Raw genomic sequence first — 17434 nt, 5'->3', positions numbered from 1 at the left:
ATCTATGAGTTAAAGCTGTAAAGGGGGTTTACAGCTTCTATTTGTGGTTGTGTAAAAGTGTTTAGTTAGCTGAGTTACACAGGGCTTTTATGTCTTTTATAAGCGCTATGCCATCAGCGTTGTCGCCATGTACGCATAAGCTATGGGCGTTGAGCGTTAGTTTTTTTCCAGTTTGTGTTGTCACGCTGCCATCGGATAAAAGCTGAGTTACTTGTTTTAGTAATGCAGCTTTGTTGTGAACGCTACCCTCAAGTGTTCGTGACACTAAATGCCCGTCGTCGGTGTACTGCCTATCGGCAAATGCCTCAAGTATTAGATCAACTCCTGAATCTTTAGCTATTTGAATGTACTTATTGGCATTTTTAGTCGCTAAAATCATTAGCTTTAAATCTATTGGGTAGCTGGCGATTGCATTTATAACGGTTTGTAATATTTGATCATTTGCCATCATGTCGTTATAAAGTGCGCCGTGGGGTTTTACATAGCTAAGTGTTAAACCTTGTACTTTTGCCATCCCCTCAATAGCGGCTATTTGATAGTGCAGGCAATTTGTAAGCTCTTTTTCGCTAAGTACCATTGAGCGTCTACCAAAGCCCTGCTTGTCTGGGTAGCTTGGGTGAGCACCAATTTGTACGTTATGTTGTTTGGCAAGTACAAGAGTGTTTGCCATTACGTCGGCGTCACCTGCATGAAACCCACACGCAATGTTAGCCATATCAATATGTGGCATAACGTCATCGTCTAGCCCCATTTTCCACGCGCCAAAGCTTTCGCCTAAGTCACAATTGAGCTTCATATTAGTGCACCTTTTGCGGTTTTATTGTGACAGGTAATACGCCGTTAGCCGGTGCTTCTCCTAGTAACACTTTTGCAAGTGCGGTAAAAGCAGGACCAGACACAATATCGTTTTTATCTATATCAATATTATATGCATACGATGCAAGTACGGCATTTGCATAATCGCCAAATTTAGCAATGTCATAAGGTGCTCTTAGGCTTATAAATACAGTGCTTTTATTACTCTGCTTTGCCACTTTTAATAATGACTCAAGTGCTTTTGGCTGCTCTGCATTATTAAGTGCAAAATTTGAATCATCTTTTAAATCATCCATACCGCCAATTTCGACCGCACTTTGATTAGGCGTTGCATTACCGGCGATAACTACATCAGCAGCCTGTATTTGTGCTTTTGCATGTGCTGGATTAAACCCTTGTAAACTACTACAGCTATAGTTAAGTTTCTGCTGGCTGATAGCTTCAATCGCTTGCTGCATTGCCATACATTTACGCGTGTCGGGCATAATAATATGAATATTACTTCCTGCTTTTAAATTAAGCGGCAAAGTACTGTTATTATTTTTAACCTGCGTTATTGCCTCTACAGCAAGCTGCGCTTCTATTTCGCGATGTGCTGCACTGCCAATTGTTTGCTTTGCATTTATGAGCGCGGTAATAGGTTCAAAATTAGTGCTTAATCTAAATTTATTTTTTAGCGTAATTATACGCTGTGCCGATTGTGCTATTTCTTGCTCATCAAGTTGGTTTGATTTAACCGCTGCAACAAGATCTTTAATAAGATCATCGAGTTTATTTAAATCATCTGGTGTTCTAATTTCAATAGGCATTAGGGCAATGTCAGCTCCAGCGACAAATGTATTTATTACCGCTTGAGTTGGTGTGAAGAAGTTACTAATACCAGCCATATCAAGCGCATCAGTTACTACAACTCCTTGGTAATTAAGCTCGCCACGTAAAATATCAGTAATGATTGCGCGCGACATTGTTGCTGGTTTTACCATAGTTTTGCCATTAACACTTATAAACGTTGTGCTATCAAGCGCTGGGTATTGAATATGCGCCGTCATTATCATACCTGGGTTTTGCTTGGCGATAATGTGTTTAAACGGTGCTAGGTCTTGCTCGTAAATAACTTCTTTTGCATGGTTTACTTTAGGCAAGCCTGTATGGCTATCTACGTTTGTATCGCCGTGACCCGGAAAGTGCTTTAACGAGGTAATCACGCCATTGCTTTCAAATCCTGCAACCTGTGCGGCGCCCAATTTACTCACTAATGCTGGGTTTTCACCAAACGAGCGTACGTTAATAACTGGGTTGTCGGGGTTCATGTTTACATCAACCGTGGGCGCGTAGTTTACATTTATACCCAGCGAGTTTAGTTCTTTAGCTATAACTGTTGCTGTTTTTGTCGCAAAGCTTATACCGTGTTTTTTGTAGGTTGCGCCAATCGACATATTACCGGTAAATGAGGTGGCAACATCGCGTGGTAAACGCGCTACACGTCCGCCTTCTTGATCTATTGATATAAATAGCGGCAGCTTACTACTAGACTTACTTGCTGCCGACTGCAATTGGCTATTAAGCGTAATTGTTTGCTCTATCGATTGAGTGTTTTCAGAAAATAAAATTACCCCACCAATATCGTATTTTGCAATAGCGGTAGCGAGTTCATTAGGTAACTCGGTCATTGGAGTTCGGCATTTATTACATACTCCTTGCTGGCAGAAGTAACGAAAGTCGAGTATTAGCTTTTGCCCAAGTTGTTGTTCAAGAGAAAGCACGGGTTTAGCAAGCGAGGATTGTAATGGCATTAAGCACCCAGATAAAAAAACGATAGACGATACAATACACTTATTTAGCAAAACACACTCCAAAGCTAAAAAGTAGATAAGTGTAAGCAGCTTAACTACTTTTTGAGGTAACTGCAAAAGAAGGATTTTTTGCAGAGGAACCAATAACGTATTGTAAAAGTTAAAGAAAATTTATAATTTTGCTATTAGCGAAAAGTTATATTTAGTTATATTTTTTGTGGCTTTGTTAATATTAGATAATAAATTTTCAAGAGGGTATAATTGCGGGCTTTATATACAATTACAGGTTCGGGTACTGAATACCTGTACTTAGGATGGCATGCGTTTGCGAAAAAAATTATTAACGGCCTTAAATCTTCGATTTCTTATTTTGCTTTTAGCGATTACGGCTTCCATTAGTACTTTAGTAAGTAGCTTTTATTCTACCTACCAAGTACAAAAAGAGCAGTTAACAGCTTACACGCTAAAAAGTAACTATGCTTATGCCAATAAACTGGCATCAGCAACAGATAATTTTTTAGAATCCGCAATGCAACAACTGGCCTATTCAGCTAAAAAAATAGAGCAAAGAGTTGATGATGAAGATTTATTAAACCAAGAATCGACCCGCTTACACTTACAAACGAATAGCTTTAACTCAGTTGTAATTAATAAGCATAGTGTTGTTGTCGCAACCTCTCCTAGATTTCCGCAACTTATTGGTGAATCAATCCACTCACCCGGCGCTGTACAAGCGCTACAAGAAAAAAGACCATTAATCAGCGCGCCTTATATGTCGGCTGCTGGGAACTTTATTGTTTTTATTTCTCATCCTTTGTTTAATCAAAGTGGAGATTACCTTGGTTATATTGGTGGCTCCCTTTATCTAAAGGAGCGTAATATTTTAAATAGCTTGTTAGAGCAGCATTATTATGAGGGTGGAACATATATTTATGTGGTCGATGCCAGTAGGCGAATTCTCTATCACCCAGATCAGGCACTAATAGGGACAGTCGTCACAAATAATTCAATCACTAATAATATGATTACAGGCCAAAGCGGTACTTCTATTGTTAAAAATAGCCAAGAGATAGAAATGCTAGCAGGCTTTTCCTCCGTGCCTAAAGCAAAATGGGTAATTGTCGCTCAGCGGCCTGTAAGAGCAACGCTTTCGTCACTTGATTTACTCATAACTGAAGTAATAAAACGTACATTACCGATGGCTGTTATTACGTTTCTTTTAATCGGTTTTTTTGCTCACTTTATTTCCAGGCCTTTAAAACAACTAGCAGACAAAGCAAATACACTTGACGATCCAACAAGTATTGAAGAGCTAAAAAGTGTTAAATCTTGGTACTTTGAAAGCCAAAGACTAAAAATTGCAATGCTCAATGGAGTTAATACTTTGCAAATGCAGATAGGTCAGCTTCGTCATGATGCGCAAACAGATCCCCTAACTGATACTCATAACCGTAGGAGTTTAAACGGTTTATCAAACCAATTGATGTTTAAGCAAACTCCATTTGCTATTTTAGAGATAGACATCGATTTCTTTAAGCGAGTTAACGATACCTTTGGCCATGATAAAGGAGATGAAGCTCTTAAATCGCTTACTGATATTATCAAAAAATTATCTCGAAAAGACGATATCGTAGCACGTATAGGTGGTGAAGAATTTGTACTTGTCTTGCCTAATGAAAACAGCCAAAGTGCGCTCAAAATAGCAGAGCGACTACGTAAAACTGTTGAGTCTACAAATATGGAAACTATCGGCTTTATAACAATTTCTATTGGTATTGCAACTTGGCCTGATCACAGCAACGACATAGACCAAGTTTACAAATGTGCAGACAAAGCACTTTACCATGCGAAAGAAAATGGCCGAAATCAGTGCATTGTTGCTGATTAATAGTGTGTTTCGATAGGTGAATAGTTAATTGCAATTTCTACATTGCTCACTGAGCTATAGCTGTTTAGAGCACTAGACAATTGTGCAATATCAACATCCTTTTCAACAAGTAATGTGTAATTGTGAGCTGTTGACTTGACTAACTCATAATTATTTTTTAACTCATCAGGCACAGAATCGGTATTTAATGTAATTGTAAGAGTACCTGTTACTACCCCTTTTTGTTTTAAGTTCTGATTATAAATAACGTCGCCTTTAAATAACTGCTCAGAGTTAAAGATAAGTTTATCACCCGATGAATTTATGCTTTTAGATGCATTTTTAATAACACCTTGACTACTTTCTTTTTTAGGGAAAATAGTGTCACTTTTCTGGTTCTTAGATGATTCTTTTATAATGATTTCTGCTGTTTTAGGTTGTGCCTGAGAGTTGTTAACCTCTGTTTTTTCACTGTTATTACATGCAGATAGTAATAAAACTGCAATTATTGGCACTGCACTTGTAAAAATTATTTTTTGCATTCGTTTACCTTTGTTTACTTTTCTTTAAATTTAAAGCTATTCAGCCTTATTCAAGTCTGTATATTAACAACTTAACTAGGCGTTTACATAAAATAATCAATTTAAAAACATTAAGTGTTTAAACATAATAAACACAAACAGGTGGATACATGTCTCAATTTAAGTTAACAACTATTGCCATGGTTGTAGCATCAACATTAGCAGCAGGTGAGCTAACGGCCGCTGAACAAACTCGATTTTATGATGTAAGTGCTACAAATGCAGTTACTCAGGGTACTTCTTTAGCTGCTGTTCAGCAGAGAACCTTAGCGGAACGCGCCACTGTATCGGGTCAAAAATCTATTTACGATGCACAAATGGGTAAAGCAACATTTTTATGGCAAGCAATAGGTCAGCGTAAGCCTGACATGGATTTAATCGCACCTGATAACCGTAATCAATATGCTGCTGACTTTTATATTGAAACTTTAACAGGTATTAGTAATCGTAAAGCAACAGCATCTTCTGCTGTTATGGTTGATTTATCAGAGCAAAAACGCGGTTCTATTAGTGCAAAATACAAACAACAAGTAAACGGTGTTGAAGTTTTTAACCGCGAATACAACTTGTTAATGGATAAAGAGTACAACCTAGTAGCAAGTTCGGGTTATTTTGCTGATACGTCGTCATCTAAAAATAAACTTGCTGCGTTAACTGGTTTTGTAAGCTCTGAGCAAAGTATAAGAAAAGCATTTAGTGAATTAGCAAATATTGATGTCTCACTTCGTAAAATTGGTAACGAAGGTGGATATGCAAAATATGAGGCTAAATCATTAGATGATTCTAAGATTGTTTTAGGTACACCACGTGCAAAAGAAGTGTTTTTTGAAGTTGCAGGCGAGCTTAAATCAGCTTACTACATTGAAGTAGAAGTAGCAGAAGCAGGCTCTTTAGAAAGTGACTACTTTAGCTACGTAGTAGATTCAAATAACAGCAAAGTATATTTTGCGAAAGATTTGAAATCTCATGCAGCTGACTTTAATTACCGTGTTTACGCTAACCAAGATGGCTACCCAATGGAAAGCCCGCACGGTGATGTAATTCCTGCAGATGGCCCAGGACAAGTAGACGAGACTGAGATTTTAGACGCGCCAATGGTATCTCTATCTTACTACAGCAAACTAAGCACAATGGACCCATGGTTAGCTGATGACGCAACAACAACATCAGGTAATAACGTATTTGCTTACGCAGATGTGGTTGCACCTCAAGACTTTAGTGAAGGTGACTTTACCGCTGAAACAACAGCAGATTTCACATTTGACTACCCTTATCGAGTAGATGAAGTCGCAAATAGCTACGCAAACCGTAAAGCGGCTATTGTTAACTTGTTTTACATGAATAACTTTTTACATGATTTTTTCTATGACCATGGCTTTGATGAAACGTCAAATGTAGCGCAGGTATCTAACTTTGGTCGTGGCGGCGTAGAAGGTGACCCGATTGAAGCACAGGCTCAAGATAACTCAGGTCGTAATAACGCAAATATGTCTACGCCAGCTGATGGTGCTAGCCCACGTATGCAAATGTACTTGTACAACAGTAAAGATGCCACTGTTGGTGTAGATTTTGGTATTACAGTAACTTCACATGACTCTTTAGGCCTTTTAGCTTCAACAAAAGAATCTGGCTTTGGTAAATACCAATTCAGTGATGTGGCTGCAGAAGTTGTCCGTTTAGATGATGGAAATACAGTAGATTCAACAAGTATTAATGATGGTTGTGAGCCTGCTATAAATGCTGCTGAACTAGCAGGGAAAATTGCAATTGTAGACCGTGGTTCATGTGCTTTTACGATTAAAGTAAAAAATGCACAAGATGCAGGTGCAATAGCAACTATCGTTGTTAATAATGACCCAGATACGGCAGAACCGGCACCAATGGGCGGTGAAGACGATACTGTAACCATTCCAAATATGGGTTTAAATTACGCTGATGGTCATGCAATGTATGACCTAATTGATGCTGGTGAAGTTGTTACTGTAGACATGTTTACCAAAGCAACATTAAAAGATGGTACGTTTGATAATGGTATTATTGCTCATGAATGGGGTCACTACATTAGTAACCGTTTAGTCGGTAATTCATCAGGCCTTATTAACTTCCAAGGCCGCGCAATGGGCGAAGGCTGGGGCGATTTCCACTCATTAATGTTTATCGCTAAAGAAAGCGATATAAATATTACAGGTAACGATAAGTTCCAAAAAGCATATGGTAGCGGCACATTTGTAGAAGACTTCTACTTCGGTATTCGTCGTCTTCCTTATTCAACTGATACAGATGTAAATGCATTGTCGTTCCGCCATATTACTGAAAATGCTGGTGCTGATATTGGTATATCACCAACAAGCGTGGCTTCTCCTCATGCTGCCGGCGAAATTTGGGCAACTGTATTATGGGAAAACTACGTAGCGCTTATCAACGAGCATGGCTTTAATGAAGCACAAACTCGAATGGCAGATTACTTAGTTGCAGGTTACAAATTAACACCTATAGCACCAACCTACACTGAAGCACGTGATGCTATTTTAGCTGCTGCCTATGCAGTAGACCCTGCTGATTACAAGTTAATGGTAGGTGCATTTGCTAAACGTGGTATGGGTCTTGGCGCAGTATCGCCAGATCGTTTCAGTAATGACCTTACTGGTGTGGTTGAATCAGATAAAACACAGCTTTCTAGCTATGCATTTGCAAGTGCTGACTTAAACAACATGTACAATGGTACAGAGCTTGGTTTTTGTACTAACGACAATATTTTAGATAAAGGCGAAACGAGTACGGTTAGCGTAACAATTACTAACCGTGGTAGTGAAGTACTTAGTGGTACAACAGCGCAACTGACAGTTATAAGCGATCATGATGTAACATTTGAAAATGATGGTTTACTTACTTTTGGTGAAGTTCAACCGTACGAAGCAATAACTAGTAACGATATTAAAGTTACTTTGAACGAAGCGGGTACAGCTGAAACACTAGAAATTGAAGTCACATTCCCTGAAATTGAAACGGACGATGATATCGTTGAAGCACTTGATCAAACACTTACGTTTGAAGTAAATATGGGCTTTAAGTCAGAAATACCTGTTGGAGCTGTAGTTTCAGATGATATGGAAGTAGCAAGTTCATCACTATTAGATTTAAAAGAAAACGTAATGTTTGGCGGTGACTTAGCTGTTGGCACTCAGGTTATGGATAATAGTGGTAATATTGCCTTCTTTGAACAAGGTGGGTTTGAGCTAGGCACACAGGCAATGCGCCTTGTAAATAATGGCTTCCAATCAGATGTAGCAATAGAGAGTAAGCCATTCGAAGTTGGTTACTCAGGCGACTTTGAAATCTCGTTTTGGCATTTCTATAGTATTGAGCAAAACTGGGATGGTGGTGTTGTAGAAGTTAGTGTTAATGGCGGTGACTGGGTTGATGCCACTGAAATTGGCGGCACATTTGATGTTGGCTATGACGCTGTTCTAATCGAAAACGATTCTCAAGAGCTTCAAGAACGTGAAACATACACAGGTAATAACGTACAAGATAGTGGCGCGTATGGTAATTATGAAACTATCAACTTTGGTGATGCCCTAAACGGCAACTTAGTAAAAGTACGCTTTAGAATTTCATCAGATGGCGCAGTAAGTGATTTAGGTTGGTGGATTGATAACCTAACTATGTCTAACGTTTTATCTCCTGTATTTTCTGAGCTTGTAGCGGGTGATTCGCTAGCATGTGATAACGCAGCCCCACTTGTTTTAGTCGAAAGTGCATCAGCGGAAATTACTGAATCTGCTACAGGAACTATTACAGCAACAGCGTCAGATCGCAATGGTCAAACACTAACTTATGCTTGGACTCAGGTTAGCGGTAGTGCTGCTACGCTCACAGGTACCGACACTGCAACTTTGAGCTTCACACCTGCAGCTATTACTGCAGATGAAGAGCTTGTTTTTGAAGTTGCCGTAAGTGATGGTGTAACAACTGTGACTCAACAAAGTACTGTAATGGTAAAAAATGAAGCGGTAGCAACTGTGCCTGTAACAGAATCAAAATCTAGCGGTGGTGGTAGTTTTGGCTTTATAGCTTTATTACTTACTCCATTAGTATGGTTTAATAGACGTCGCAAAAACGTTAGTAAATAAGTTTAAATAACATCCGTCAACTCTAAGCACATGACGGTTTTAATGAAAGGCCAGTAGCGTTTGCATCTGGCCTTTTTTATACACTTAGTTTGATGTTTTTAGTCCTGAGCACAGTAAATACATAGACCAAGTTTAAAAATGTGCTGGTAAAGCACTTTACCATGCAAAAGAGCATGGCCGTAATCAGTGCATTGTTGCTGATATTAGCTAACCACTGCTTAGCTAAGTAATACTTTACATTGAACTTAAATTGATAAATTCTCTACAAAGAGTGCATGAGTTTATTAAGCCAGCCATCAGCTTTTGATGGTTTGTAAATCATTACTATGTCTTCGCTGTAGCGACTGTTAACCCCCTTTACAGTTAATTTTTTAAGCCCTAAATCATCAATCACGAAATTTGGTAAATATGCCAACGCCAAGCCACTTTGTATCACCTCTATTAATGCACTGTAATCGCTACATCTAAATACAATATTGCGCGGGGCTATTTCATCTTGCCAACCGTCGGAGCCAATACCTTGTTCAAGGCCGCACAGTGGTGAAAACAACGGGCATGCAAAAGACAACTGTAGTAATTGGTTTTTATTGAGTGTTAAAAAGCCTTTTTGTACTAGCTGATGTGAAGGAGACGCAGCTACACTAAACTCAGTATTAAATACGTCAACCGCCACTAAATTAGTATGTGAGCTGTTGTTTAATGCCTCGCGAGTAACTAGCGCAATATGCGCCGAACCTGATGCAACTTGGCTTATGGCTTCACCTTCAAATACATTATTAATACGTACCGAGCAGGGCAGGTGGCTAAGTGGTGTAAGCAGCCTCTTTAAACCACTTTTAAGTAAAATAGCAGGGCCTGCAATTACTGCATTAAATTTATGATTATCGCTTTTAAAGCGGCTAGTGAGCTGTTGGTAGTTATGAACTAAATCGCTACTGTGCTTAACAAACTCTTTGCCTTTATCATTAAGTACTAAGGTTTTACCCACACGATTGAATAGTTTAGTGGCTAAGCTTGCCTCAACTTTTTTTAGGGTTTTAGAAAGCGCACCAGCGGTAACATTAAAATGCTTAGCGGTTGTGTGCAGGTTTTGCGAACCCGCCACGTGAATTACTTTTTCAATGTCATCTAAATGCATAGCGCCAAACCGTATTGATTAAAAGGAAACAACTAACAACTTATTATCGATTATTTATACATAAAAATCAGCTTATAGTAGCGCTATATTAATTTGGAGCATAAACATGAAACACATACTGTTATTTTTTATTTTGTTTTCAACAACAGTTTTAGCAAACACTCCCCTACACAATTCACAAAATACGCATAAGAGCCACAGCTATGTAGGGCTTCATGGCATGGCGCTTATATTAGCAAACGATAAAGTGCTTGCCAGTCACATGCCTTTATATGCCACTCCCCACGACTACCAAATAGTGTATGAAGTAACTACAAGTGATACCCACTTAAAAATAATCAAAGATGCTTTAAGAAAAGCAGCAAACGAGCAAAGCCAGATCACTATTTTACCAAGTAAGTTTAACCTAAACTTATTAATAAATAAGAAGACACCCATTTTAAATACCACTGTGTTTAATGGTCATTTTGAACGCGGAGGTACGGCCCTGTTTTCGACAAAGCTGACTTTTAAAAACCCGTTATATGTAAAAAAACTCGCTATTACACAACCCGTAAAAGCAGAGTTTGATTTAATAAAGGTATCAGCAGGGCAGGGGGTGGTAATTCATAAAATACAAAGTAAACCAAGCTATGACTCGTTAAGCTTAGTGTCGCTTATTAAGGGGAAGTATAACGGGGAATTAGAGTGCGACAGCGCAATAAATACAACGCTTGCAAGTAAGCTAACGGCGTGCTTTAAAAACGCCCCCAGCTATTTAGAAACAAAAGATTTTGCGATTAATTAATTCATAAATAACGGCGATTTTAGCTTTAAAAGTGCTGTTTATATAAAGTGTTAATGGGCATTAAGTATGTAGAGGTGTACCTGAATATACTCACCATTAAGTAATTTGACTTGAGTAAATATGTGGCAGGCAAACGCTGCATACCCATGCAGCGTTTACTGCCATTTGTTTAGCCCTAATTAAAACTGATAGCTTACCCTTGCTGAAAAGTTACGCCCAGGTTGGGTGTATTGGCTAAAATCAACACTTTGCGATTGACCTGCAATCAACTCAAAAGGTACATATTCTTTATCGAGCAAGTTAAGTACACCTACATTTAGCTGCCACGCTTGCCATTCGTAGTTTGCGTATAAATCAACAACCACGTAACCATGCCCTTGCGTAGTTTTATCATCGTTTGCATCAAGTACTACATCCGATTGCGATTTAGCTAAACGCAACGCAGCGGTCCAGTTAATATTACCCAGCTCTGTACTTAACAATATTGAGCCATTTAACGGGCTAATGCTGGTAAGTGGCTGATCGGTTTCTTTGTTTTCACCATCAACGTAAGCTACGTTTGCCTCAAGTAGTATATTTTCAGCGACATACATGGCAATTCCGGCTTCTACACCGCTTATTTGTGTTTCGCTAATATTTTGATATTGATACAGCGTTTTGTTTACGCCAGGAATGTACGTTGGCTCAACACCCACTACGGCGGTTTCAATAAAATCATCGAATGCTGCATAAAAAGCACTTAAGTTTACGCTAATATCGCTGCTGGCGTATCTTAGTCCAAGCTCAAACGAGTCACTGCTTTCTGGGTCTAAATCGGCGTTTGGTAATATTTGATAAAACGGCTCAACGCCGTGGCTTTGATAGGCTTGGTCGTGTGGTGGTATTTTAAAGCCTCGTACGTATTGCCCGTACCACGATAAGTTATCATCCACTTGGTATATAACACCTAGCTTAGGCGAGAAAGCAGATTCGGTAATATCATCAAGCTGCGCATCAGCGTAAAGCTCATCACTTTTAGCTTCTAGGATGTAGTAATCATATCGCACGCCTGCAATAACCGACCAGGCACTGTTTTTAAACGAAATACTGTCTTGTACATAAGCGCCAATTAAAGAGGTGTCAGCCCCCGGGAATGCTTTTTGTTTTTGGTCTGTAAAATCAACCGTGCCATCAGCTAAAACACGTGTTTTTAAACGTGGGCGAGTGGTGTCGTATAAGTCGATATCAACTCCGTATACCACTTCGTGATCGGTGGTTTCTCCTTTAAGCTCTTTATTAAATATCGCTTTTACACCTAAAATATTTTGCTCAAAGCGATAGTCGTTATAATCGGTGTAGGTGCTTGCGCCACTAATTTGATCGCTTTGCTGCTCGTAACTACTATAAGACACTTGCCCATACCACTTATCGAACGCGGCTGTTGCTACCTCAGAATGGTAATCTAGCGCCAGTGACCAACTCGTGTCGTCTTCTTCGGTTTCTTGAATGGCGGGAGTTATTTCTTGCTCAATTGTTTGATTAAAGTAATCAAGGGTGTATTTAAGTGTGCGTTTTTCATCAAGCTGTTGCTCAAATTTAACTAATAAAGCATCCGACTTAGCATCATAACCGGGTAAGTTTTCGTCATAGTTTTGTACTTCTTCGCTGTCGCGGTGGCTATACACGGCGCTTACTGCAAAGTCGCCTAAGTCTTTTGCAGCAGTAATATCGGCGGCTACTTGATTACTTTGACCTTGATACCCAAGCGCCATTTTTACAAAGCTGCTGTTATTTTTTAAATAATCACTAGGATCTTTAGTGGTTATAACCACAATGCCACCAAGTGCATCAGAGCCATATAATGACGATGCAGCACCTTTGGCTACTTCTACTTGTTTTACACCTGCTACGTCAAAATAATTACGGCCAACTAAATAGCCCCCTCCACCTGCATAACCATCGTTGGTGCGTCGGCCATCTTTTATAAATACAACCCGGTTACCACCAACACCACGTACTGTAAGTGTTTGCGCGCCTGCGCCACTGCCTGTCGTTGCAATGCTTGGGTCGTACTTAAACATGGTTTGTAAATCTACAGCTAGCTGACGCTCTATGTCTTGCTCGGTAATAACAGTAACTGAGCCTGTAACATCTTTAAGCTTTTGCTCAAAGCGCGAGCCACTTACAACAATATGATCGTCAATTATGTTTTCGGCAATGGCAGTGCCCGAGCCAAGTAGTAAGGTTGCTATAGCAGTAAATCTAAACGCAGAGGGATTCATTTTAACTCCAAATGATAATAGTTATTATTTATGGCGGAGATGTTACAACTAAGTCAAATTAAGATCAATTAATTATGATAATCATTTTCATTTATATTTAACTGGTTATAATAGCCAAAAAATAAAACCGGAGTGTGTAATGAAATACCTATTTATATTGTTTGCTTTAATGGCCCAATCTGCACTTGCACAAGAGCGCGTTATTAGCGCTGGCGGCACCCTTACTGAAATAATTTATGCGCTAGGCAAACAAAATACCCTTGTAGCTGTTGATCAATCGAGCATGTACCCGCACCAAGCCACGCAATTACCGCAAGTGGGCTATTATCGCGATTTAGCTGCAGAAGGCGTACTTTCAATGCGTCCAACCACCTTGTTAGCGCTTGAAGGCGCAGGGCGAAGCCAAGCACTTAAGCAAATTGAGGCAACAGGGGTTAAGCTAATTCATTATAAAAAGCCGACCTCAGTTAACGAGCTACTTGAGCTTATAAAACGCCTTGGTACCGACTTAAACGCCAAGCAAAAAGCACAAACACTTATTACACACATTACAAAATCGTTACCTGAAAAAGCAAAAGCGCAAACACACAGCGCGCTATTTTTACTCTCAGCTAATGAGCGCGGGCTTATTGCAGCCGGGCAAGAAACCGTCCCTAATTTATTATTTAGCTATGCAGGCATTACCAATATAGGCGCTACGCATTCAGGCTTTAAAGCAATTAACACCGAAGTACTTGCTATAAATCAGCCCGACTTTTTAGTAGCCCCAGCCCATGTTGTACACAGCCTTGGCGGTAAGCAGGCTTTTTGTGAGCAACCTACACTACGCTTATTAAAAGCGGCGCAAACCTGTAACTTACTTGTAATGGATAGCCTACTTTCGCTTGGCATGTCGCCACGTATTGCCACAGCAATTAATGAGCTTAACGAGTACAAAGCCCACTTATGAACACCCTAACATTGAGCCGTTTTAACCCTGTAACACTTAGCCAAACCCATAAATGGATGCTATTAGCCTCTGTGTGTATTTTTGCTTTGGCGCTACTTAGCATAGGGTATGGGCCAGCAGGGTGGGATTGGCGTTTAGCCATTGCTTGGCTTGCACCCGAGCGCTTTAATCAGTTTGATGCGCTGCAAATAAATGTCGTAATGCAAATACGTTTGCCACGCTTTGTGCTTGCAGTGCTTGTAGGGTTGGTGCTTGCCCAAACAGGCGCGTCAACGCAAGCGCTGTGCCGCAACCCATTGGCCGATCCATCTATTATTGGCATTAGTGCGGGTGCGGCTATGGTTGCTGTGGCGTTTATAGCACTTAGCGCGCAGTTTAATTTTAACGCGCAGTTGTATTTACCTTATGCCTCTTTTTTAGGGGCGCTTGGTGTTACCTCGCTGGTATATTTTATTGCCAAGCAGCAAGGGCAAATTAATATCACCACACTTATATTAGTGGGGGTGGCTATTAACGCGTTAGCATTTGCGGTTATTGGGCTACTGAGCTTTTTTGCCGACGATAGCGCGCTACGATTAATAAATTACTGGACCATGGGCTCATTAGGCGGAGCAAGCTGGAGCACGATTATTCAAGCTGCGCCGTTACTGTTTATCAGCCTAATTGGCCTGTGGCGGTTAAAAGAGCCCATGAACTTACTCCTTATTGGCGAGTCACAAGCTCAGTACCTAGGGGTAGACACCAACAAGCTCAAACTATATGTAATTATACTTGTTGCACTAGGAGTAGGGGCGGTTGTGGCACTTACCGGCTTAATAGGGTTTGTTGGATTGGTAGTCCCGCATATTGCCCGATTAATGGTGGGGCCGCATTTACGTAATATGCTGCCGCTTTGTATGCTAATTGGCGTAGTGGTATTGCTACTTTCTGACTGGCTAGCACGCATTGCCATAATGCCATCAGAGCTACCCATTGGAATTATTACTGCATTATTGGGTGCGCCATTGTTTATTTATTTAATAGTGAAAAATAAGCGAGGTTGGTCATGATCACGTTTAACAATCTAAGCGTTGGCTTTGATAATCACAGCGTTTTAAACGCTATTAATGGCAGCGCTAAACAAGGGCAACTTGTAGCACTACTTGGTGAAAATGGCGCAGGTAAATCTACCTTGCTGCATACCTTAGCAGGTATGCACTCCTTTACAGGCAGTGTACTTTTTAATGCTAAGCCGCTGGCTGCTCACGCTAAAAAAAGCCTAGCCACACAGCGTGCAGTAATGATGCAAGCTAACCACGTCGGGTTTGATTTTACAGTATTTGAGCTTATTGCCATGGGCCGCTACCCGTATGTAGAGTCATTAAAAATGCAAAGCGAAAAAGTACATAAATACGCCGCTATTATGGATTTAAGTAATTACTTAACTCGCCGCGTAAGTGCGCTTTCGGGCGGGGAGCAACAACGCGTACATATGGCGCGTACTTTAGCGCAACTAAACGCCTTTACACAATCGGCCAAGCCAAAACTAATGCTGCTCGACGAGCCTACATCAGCACTTGATATGCGCCACCAACATGCTTTGCTCAGCTGCGTTAAAACCTTTGTAGAGCAGGGTAACAGCGCCATTATTGCAATACACGATCTAAATTTGGCCAGCCTTTATGCAACCGATGCTATTTTACTGCACAACAAAAAAGTGCTGCAAAGTGGGCCTATAAACACCGTATTAACTGAACAAAACTTACAACAAATGTACGCCATGAAACTGCACGTAAACCCTCATCCTTATAACGATGCACCCATGGTTTTTTCTCAACGTCAGGAGTTTTTATGAGAGAGCAAGCGTTAAACGATGCACGCACCTTGGTTTACAAAACCAATGCTGGTGTCATGTCGACCATTTCTAATAATTTACGCGGCTACCCGTTTGGCTCAGTAACCCCCTATATGTGCGACGAACAAGGCCGTGTTTACTTTTTTATTAGCGATATAGCCCAGCACACTAAAAACTTAAAGCACGACTCTCGTATGAGCCTTACCATATTTGACGCCGCCGACTACGGCGATCAAAACGAGCACGGCCGCGTAACGCTCGTAGGCGATGGCTCTATTGTGCCAAGTGAGCAAGCACACACTTTACTTAATAACTATATTGCCCTATACCCCGAAGCCGCTAGCTATCGCAATGCGCACGACTTTCAGTTATGGCAATTAGACGTAGTGCGAGTGCGTTACATTGCCGGCTTTGGCAAAATATTTTGGCTTGAACAAATCGAGTGGCAGGGCGAGGCAAAAAACTGGGATGAAAGCCAACAGCAAAGCATGATTAACCATATGAATGAAGATCACCAAGATGCTATGTCGCTCATATTAATGCAGCACTACGGCGTAGCCGATAACACCCCAATAATGAGCGGCCTATTACCCACTGGTTTTTATATACAAAGCCAAAAGCGTAATTACTTTATTAATTTTAAAACCCAGTGCAACAGCCCGTTAGAGGTACGTAAAGCGCTGGTTACGTTAACCAATCAAGCACGCAACAACTTAGCTAATACAGAGGAAACAGTATGAAAAAATTAATTGCTTTACTAAGTACTGCACTACTACTTAGTGTCAATGCAGCACATGCGGACGAATGCACACTTAGCCTTGATGCAAACGACATGATGCAGTTTTCAACTAAAACGCTAAGCGCTCCTAAAAGCTGTAAAAAAGTAACCGTAAAGCTTTGGGCGTGTTGAGCTTTGCGGATTGAAATTTGTTCAATCTAGGGGCTATTAAATCGCGGCGCGAGGTTTGTAACCTAGTGGGCTAAGTAAAAATCGAGCAACAAAGAGTTTATCGCCCCTAGGCAGAACCCGAAGGGCAGCGCATGTTTGGCATTTATGCTGCGTTATCGCCTATTTATGTGGAATAACCACACTTCATAGGCTCTGCCTTGCCTAAAAACCAAACACACTGCTGCAAATTCAACCATCAAAGAACAACACGCCCTATCCACGTAGGTAAATTACCCGCCAATGTTATGGGCCATAACTGGGTGCTTGCTAGCGAGAAAAACATGCAAGCTATAATAACCGATGGCAACGCAGCAGGGCTTAGTAAC

At 40.5% G+C, this 17434-nt stretch carries 13 protein-coding genes; 8 read left to right on the top strand and 5 right to left on the bottom strand.

The features are described 5' to 3' along the window. Window positions 1–61: 61 nt before the first annotated feature. Window positions 62–796, bottom strand: a complete 735-nt coding sequence (locus L652_RS0119750) for a 5-oxoprolinase subunit PxpA (protein WP_024596044.1) — start codon at window positions 794–796, stop codon at window positions 62–64. A 1-nt stretch (window position 797) separates the two neighbouring features. Further along, window positions 798–2609: a glycoside hydrolase family 3 protein gene (locus L652_RS0119745; RefSeq protein WP_024596043.1), complete on the bottom strand. Its 1812-nt coding sequence runs from the start codon at window positions 2607–2609 to the stop codon at window positions 798–800. A gap of 319 nt (window positions 2610–2928) precedes the next feature. Between L652_RS0119745 and L652_RS0119740 the strand changes: the two genes are divergently transcribed. Next, a complete protein-coding gene (locus tag L652_RS0119740) occupies window positions 2929–4497 on the top strand; it encodes a sensor domain-containing diguanylate cyclase (RefSeq protein WP_024596042.1) in 1569 nt (522 codons plus the stop codon). On the opposite strand, the gene L652_RS0119735 is transcribed toward L652_RS0119740, so the two are convergent. After that, entirely contained in the window at window positions 4494–5018 is a 525-nt protein-coding gene (locus tag L652_RS0119735) for a hypothetical protein (protein WP_024596041.1), read from the bottom strand. The genes L652_RS0119740 and L652_RS0119735 overlap by 4 nt on opposite strands. Window positions 5019–5167: 149 nt before the next feature. Between L652_RS0119735 and L652_RS0119730 the strand changes: the two genes are divergently transcribed. Next, window positions 5168–9190 carry a rhombosortase-dependent M36 family metallopeptidase gene (locus tag L652_RS0119730; protein WP_024596040.1) on the top strand — a complete coding sequence of 1341 codons (4023 nt, stop codon included), beginning with the start codon at window positions 5168–5170 and terminating at the stop codon, window positions 9188–9190. A gap of 262 nt (window positions 9191–9452) precedes the next feature. On the opposite strand, the gene L652_RS0119725 is transcribed toward L652_RS0119730, so the two are convergent. Beyond that, the gene (locus L652_RS0119725) at window positions 9453–10328 is read right to left on the bottom strand and encodes a LysR family transcriptional regulator (RefSeq protein ID WP_024596039.1); all 876 of its coding nucleotides are present in this window, start codon (window positions 10326–10328) and stop codon (window positions 9453–9455) included. 106 nt (window positions 10329–10434) lie between these two features. Here L652_RS0119725 and L652_RS0119720 point away from each other — a divergent pair, with 106 nt between their 5' ends. After that, a complete protein-coding gene (locus L652_RS0119720) occupies window positions 10435–11115 on the top strand; it encodes a hypothetical protein (RefSeq protein WP_024596038.1) in 681 nt (226 codons plus the stop codon). 179 nt (window positions 11116–11294) lie between these two features. On the opposite strand, the gene L652_RS0119715 is transcribed toward L652_RS0119720, so the two are convergent. After that, window positions 11295–13376 carry a TonB-dependent hemoglobin/transferrin/lactoferrin family receptor gene (locus L652_RS0119715; protein ID WP_024596037.1) on the bottom strand — a complete coding sequence of 694 codons (2082 nt, stop codon included), beginning with the start codon at window positions 13374–13376 and terminating at the stop codon, window positions 11295–11297. Window positions 13377–13515: 139 nt separating this feature from the next. Between L652_RS0119715 and L652_RS0119710 the strand changes: the two genes are divergently transcribed. Genes L652_RS0119710 through L652_RS01000000124190 form a run of 5 tightly spaced genes read left to right on the top strand, consistent with a single transcriptional unit; the run spans window position 13516 to window position 17069 of the window. Further along, complete coding sequence (locus L652_RS0119710; protein ID WP_024596036.1) at window positions 13516–14325, top strand: ABC transporter substrate-binding protein; 810 nt, start codon at window positions 13516–13518, stop codon at window positions 14323–14325. Further along, window positions 14322–15374, top strand: coding sequence for an iron ABC transporter permease (locus L652_RS0119705; protein ID WP_024603606.1), 1053 nt, complete (start codon window positions 14322–14324; stop codon window positions 15372–15374). The genes L652_RS0119710 and L652_RS0119705 overlap by 4 nt, the downstream gene beginning before the upstream one ends. Beyond that, the gene (locus tag L652_RS0119700; RefSeq protein ID WP_029770352.1) at window positions 15371–16159 is read left to right on the top strand and encodes a heme ABC transporter ATP-binding protein; all 789 of its coding nucleotides are present in this window, start codon (window positions 15371–15373) and stop codon (window positions 16157–16159) included. The genes L652_RS0119705 and L652_RS0119700 overlap by 4 nt, the downstream gene beginning before the upstream one ends. Further along, on the top strand, window positions 16156–16899 hold the full coding sequence (locus tag L652_RS0119695) for a DUF2470 domain-containing protein (protein WP_024596538.1): 744 nt from the start codon (window positions 16156–16158) through the stop codon (window positions 16897–16899). Before L652_RS0119700 ends, L652_RS0119695 begins: the two co-directional genes overlap by 4 nt. Beyond that, window positions 16896–17069 (top strand): hypothetical protein, encoded by a 174-nt coding sequence (locus L652_RS01000000124190; RefSeq protein WP_240915886.1) that lies wholly within the window; start codon window positions 16896–16898, stop codon window positions 17067–17069. Before L652_RS0119695 ends, L652_RS01000000124190 begins: the two co-directional genes overlap by 4 nt. The last annotated feature ends 365 nt before the right edge of the window (window positions 17070–17434 follow it).

Origin of the sequence: Pseudoalteromonas sp. TB25 (genome assembly GCF_000497995.1) — a bacterium.
In the GTDB taxonomy this organism is placed as follows: Bacteria; Pseudomonadota; Gammaproteobacteria; order Enterobacterales; family Alteromonadaceae; genus Pseudoalteromonas; species Pseudoalteromonas distincta.
Note: the sequence above shows the minus strand (reverse complement) of the source record. Positions and strands in the feature narration are given on the sequence as shown.

Excerpts from the sequence above, each read along its gene's own strand:
- L652_RS0119750 (WP_024596044.1), bottom strand. The coding sequence starts at position 796 with ATGAAGCTCAATTGTGACTTAGGCGAAAGCTTTGGCGCGTGGAAAATG.
- L652_RS0119745 (WP_024596043.1), bottom strand. The coding sequence starts at position 2,609 with ATGCCATTACAATCCTCGCTTGCTAAACCCGTGCTTTCTCTTGAACAA.
- L652_RS0119740 (WP_024596042.1), top strand. The coding sequence starts at position 2,929 with ATGCGTTTGCGAAAAAAATTATTAACGGCCTTAAATCTTCGATTTCTT.
- L652_RS0119735 (WP_024596041.1), bottom strand. The coding sequence starts at position 5,018 with ATGCAAAAAATAATTTTTACAAGTGCAGTGCCAATAATTGCAGTTTTA.
- L652_RS0119730 (WP_024596040.1), top strand. The coding sequence starts at position 5,168 with ATGTCTCAATTTAAGTTAACAACTATTGCCATGGTTGTAGCATCAACA.
- L652_RS0119725 (WP_024596039.1), bottom strand. The coding sequence starts at position 10,328 with ATGCATTTAGATGACATTGAAAAAGTAATTCACGTGGCGGGTTCGCAA.
- L652_RS0119720 (WP_024596038.1), top strand. The coding sequence starts at position 10,435 with ATGAAACACATACTGTTATTTTTTATTTTGTTTTCAACAACAGTTTTA.
- L652_RS0119715 (WP_024596037.1), bottom strand. The coding sequence starts at position 13,376 with ATGAATCCCTCTGCGTTTAGATTTACTGCTATAGCAACCTTACTACTT.
- L652_RS0119710 (WP_024596036.1), top strand. The coding sequence starts at position 13,516 with ATGAAATACCTATTTATATTGTTTGCTTTAATGGCCCAATCTGCACTT.
- L652_RS0119705 (WP_024603606.1), top strand. The coding sequence starts at position 14,322 with ATGAACACCCTAACATTGAGCCGTTTTAACCCTGTAACACTTAGCCAA.
- L652_RS0119700 (WP_029770352.1), top strand. The coding sequence starts at position 15,371 with ATGATCACGTTTAACAATCTAAGCGTTGGCTTTGATAATCACAGCGTT.
- L652_RS0119695 (WP_024596538.1), top strand. The coding sequence starts at position 16,156 with ATGAGAGAGCAAGCGTTAAACGATGCACGCACCTTGGTTTACAAAACC.
- L652_RS01000000124190 (WP_240915886.1), top strand. The coding sequence starts at position 16,896 with ATGAAAAAATTAATTGCTTTACTAAGTACTGCACTACTACTTAGTGTC.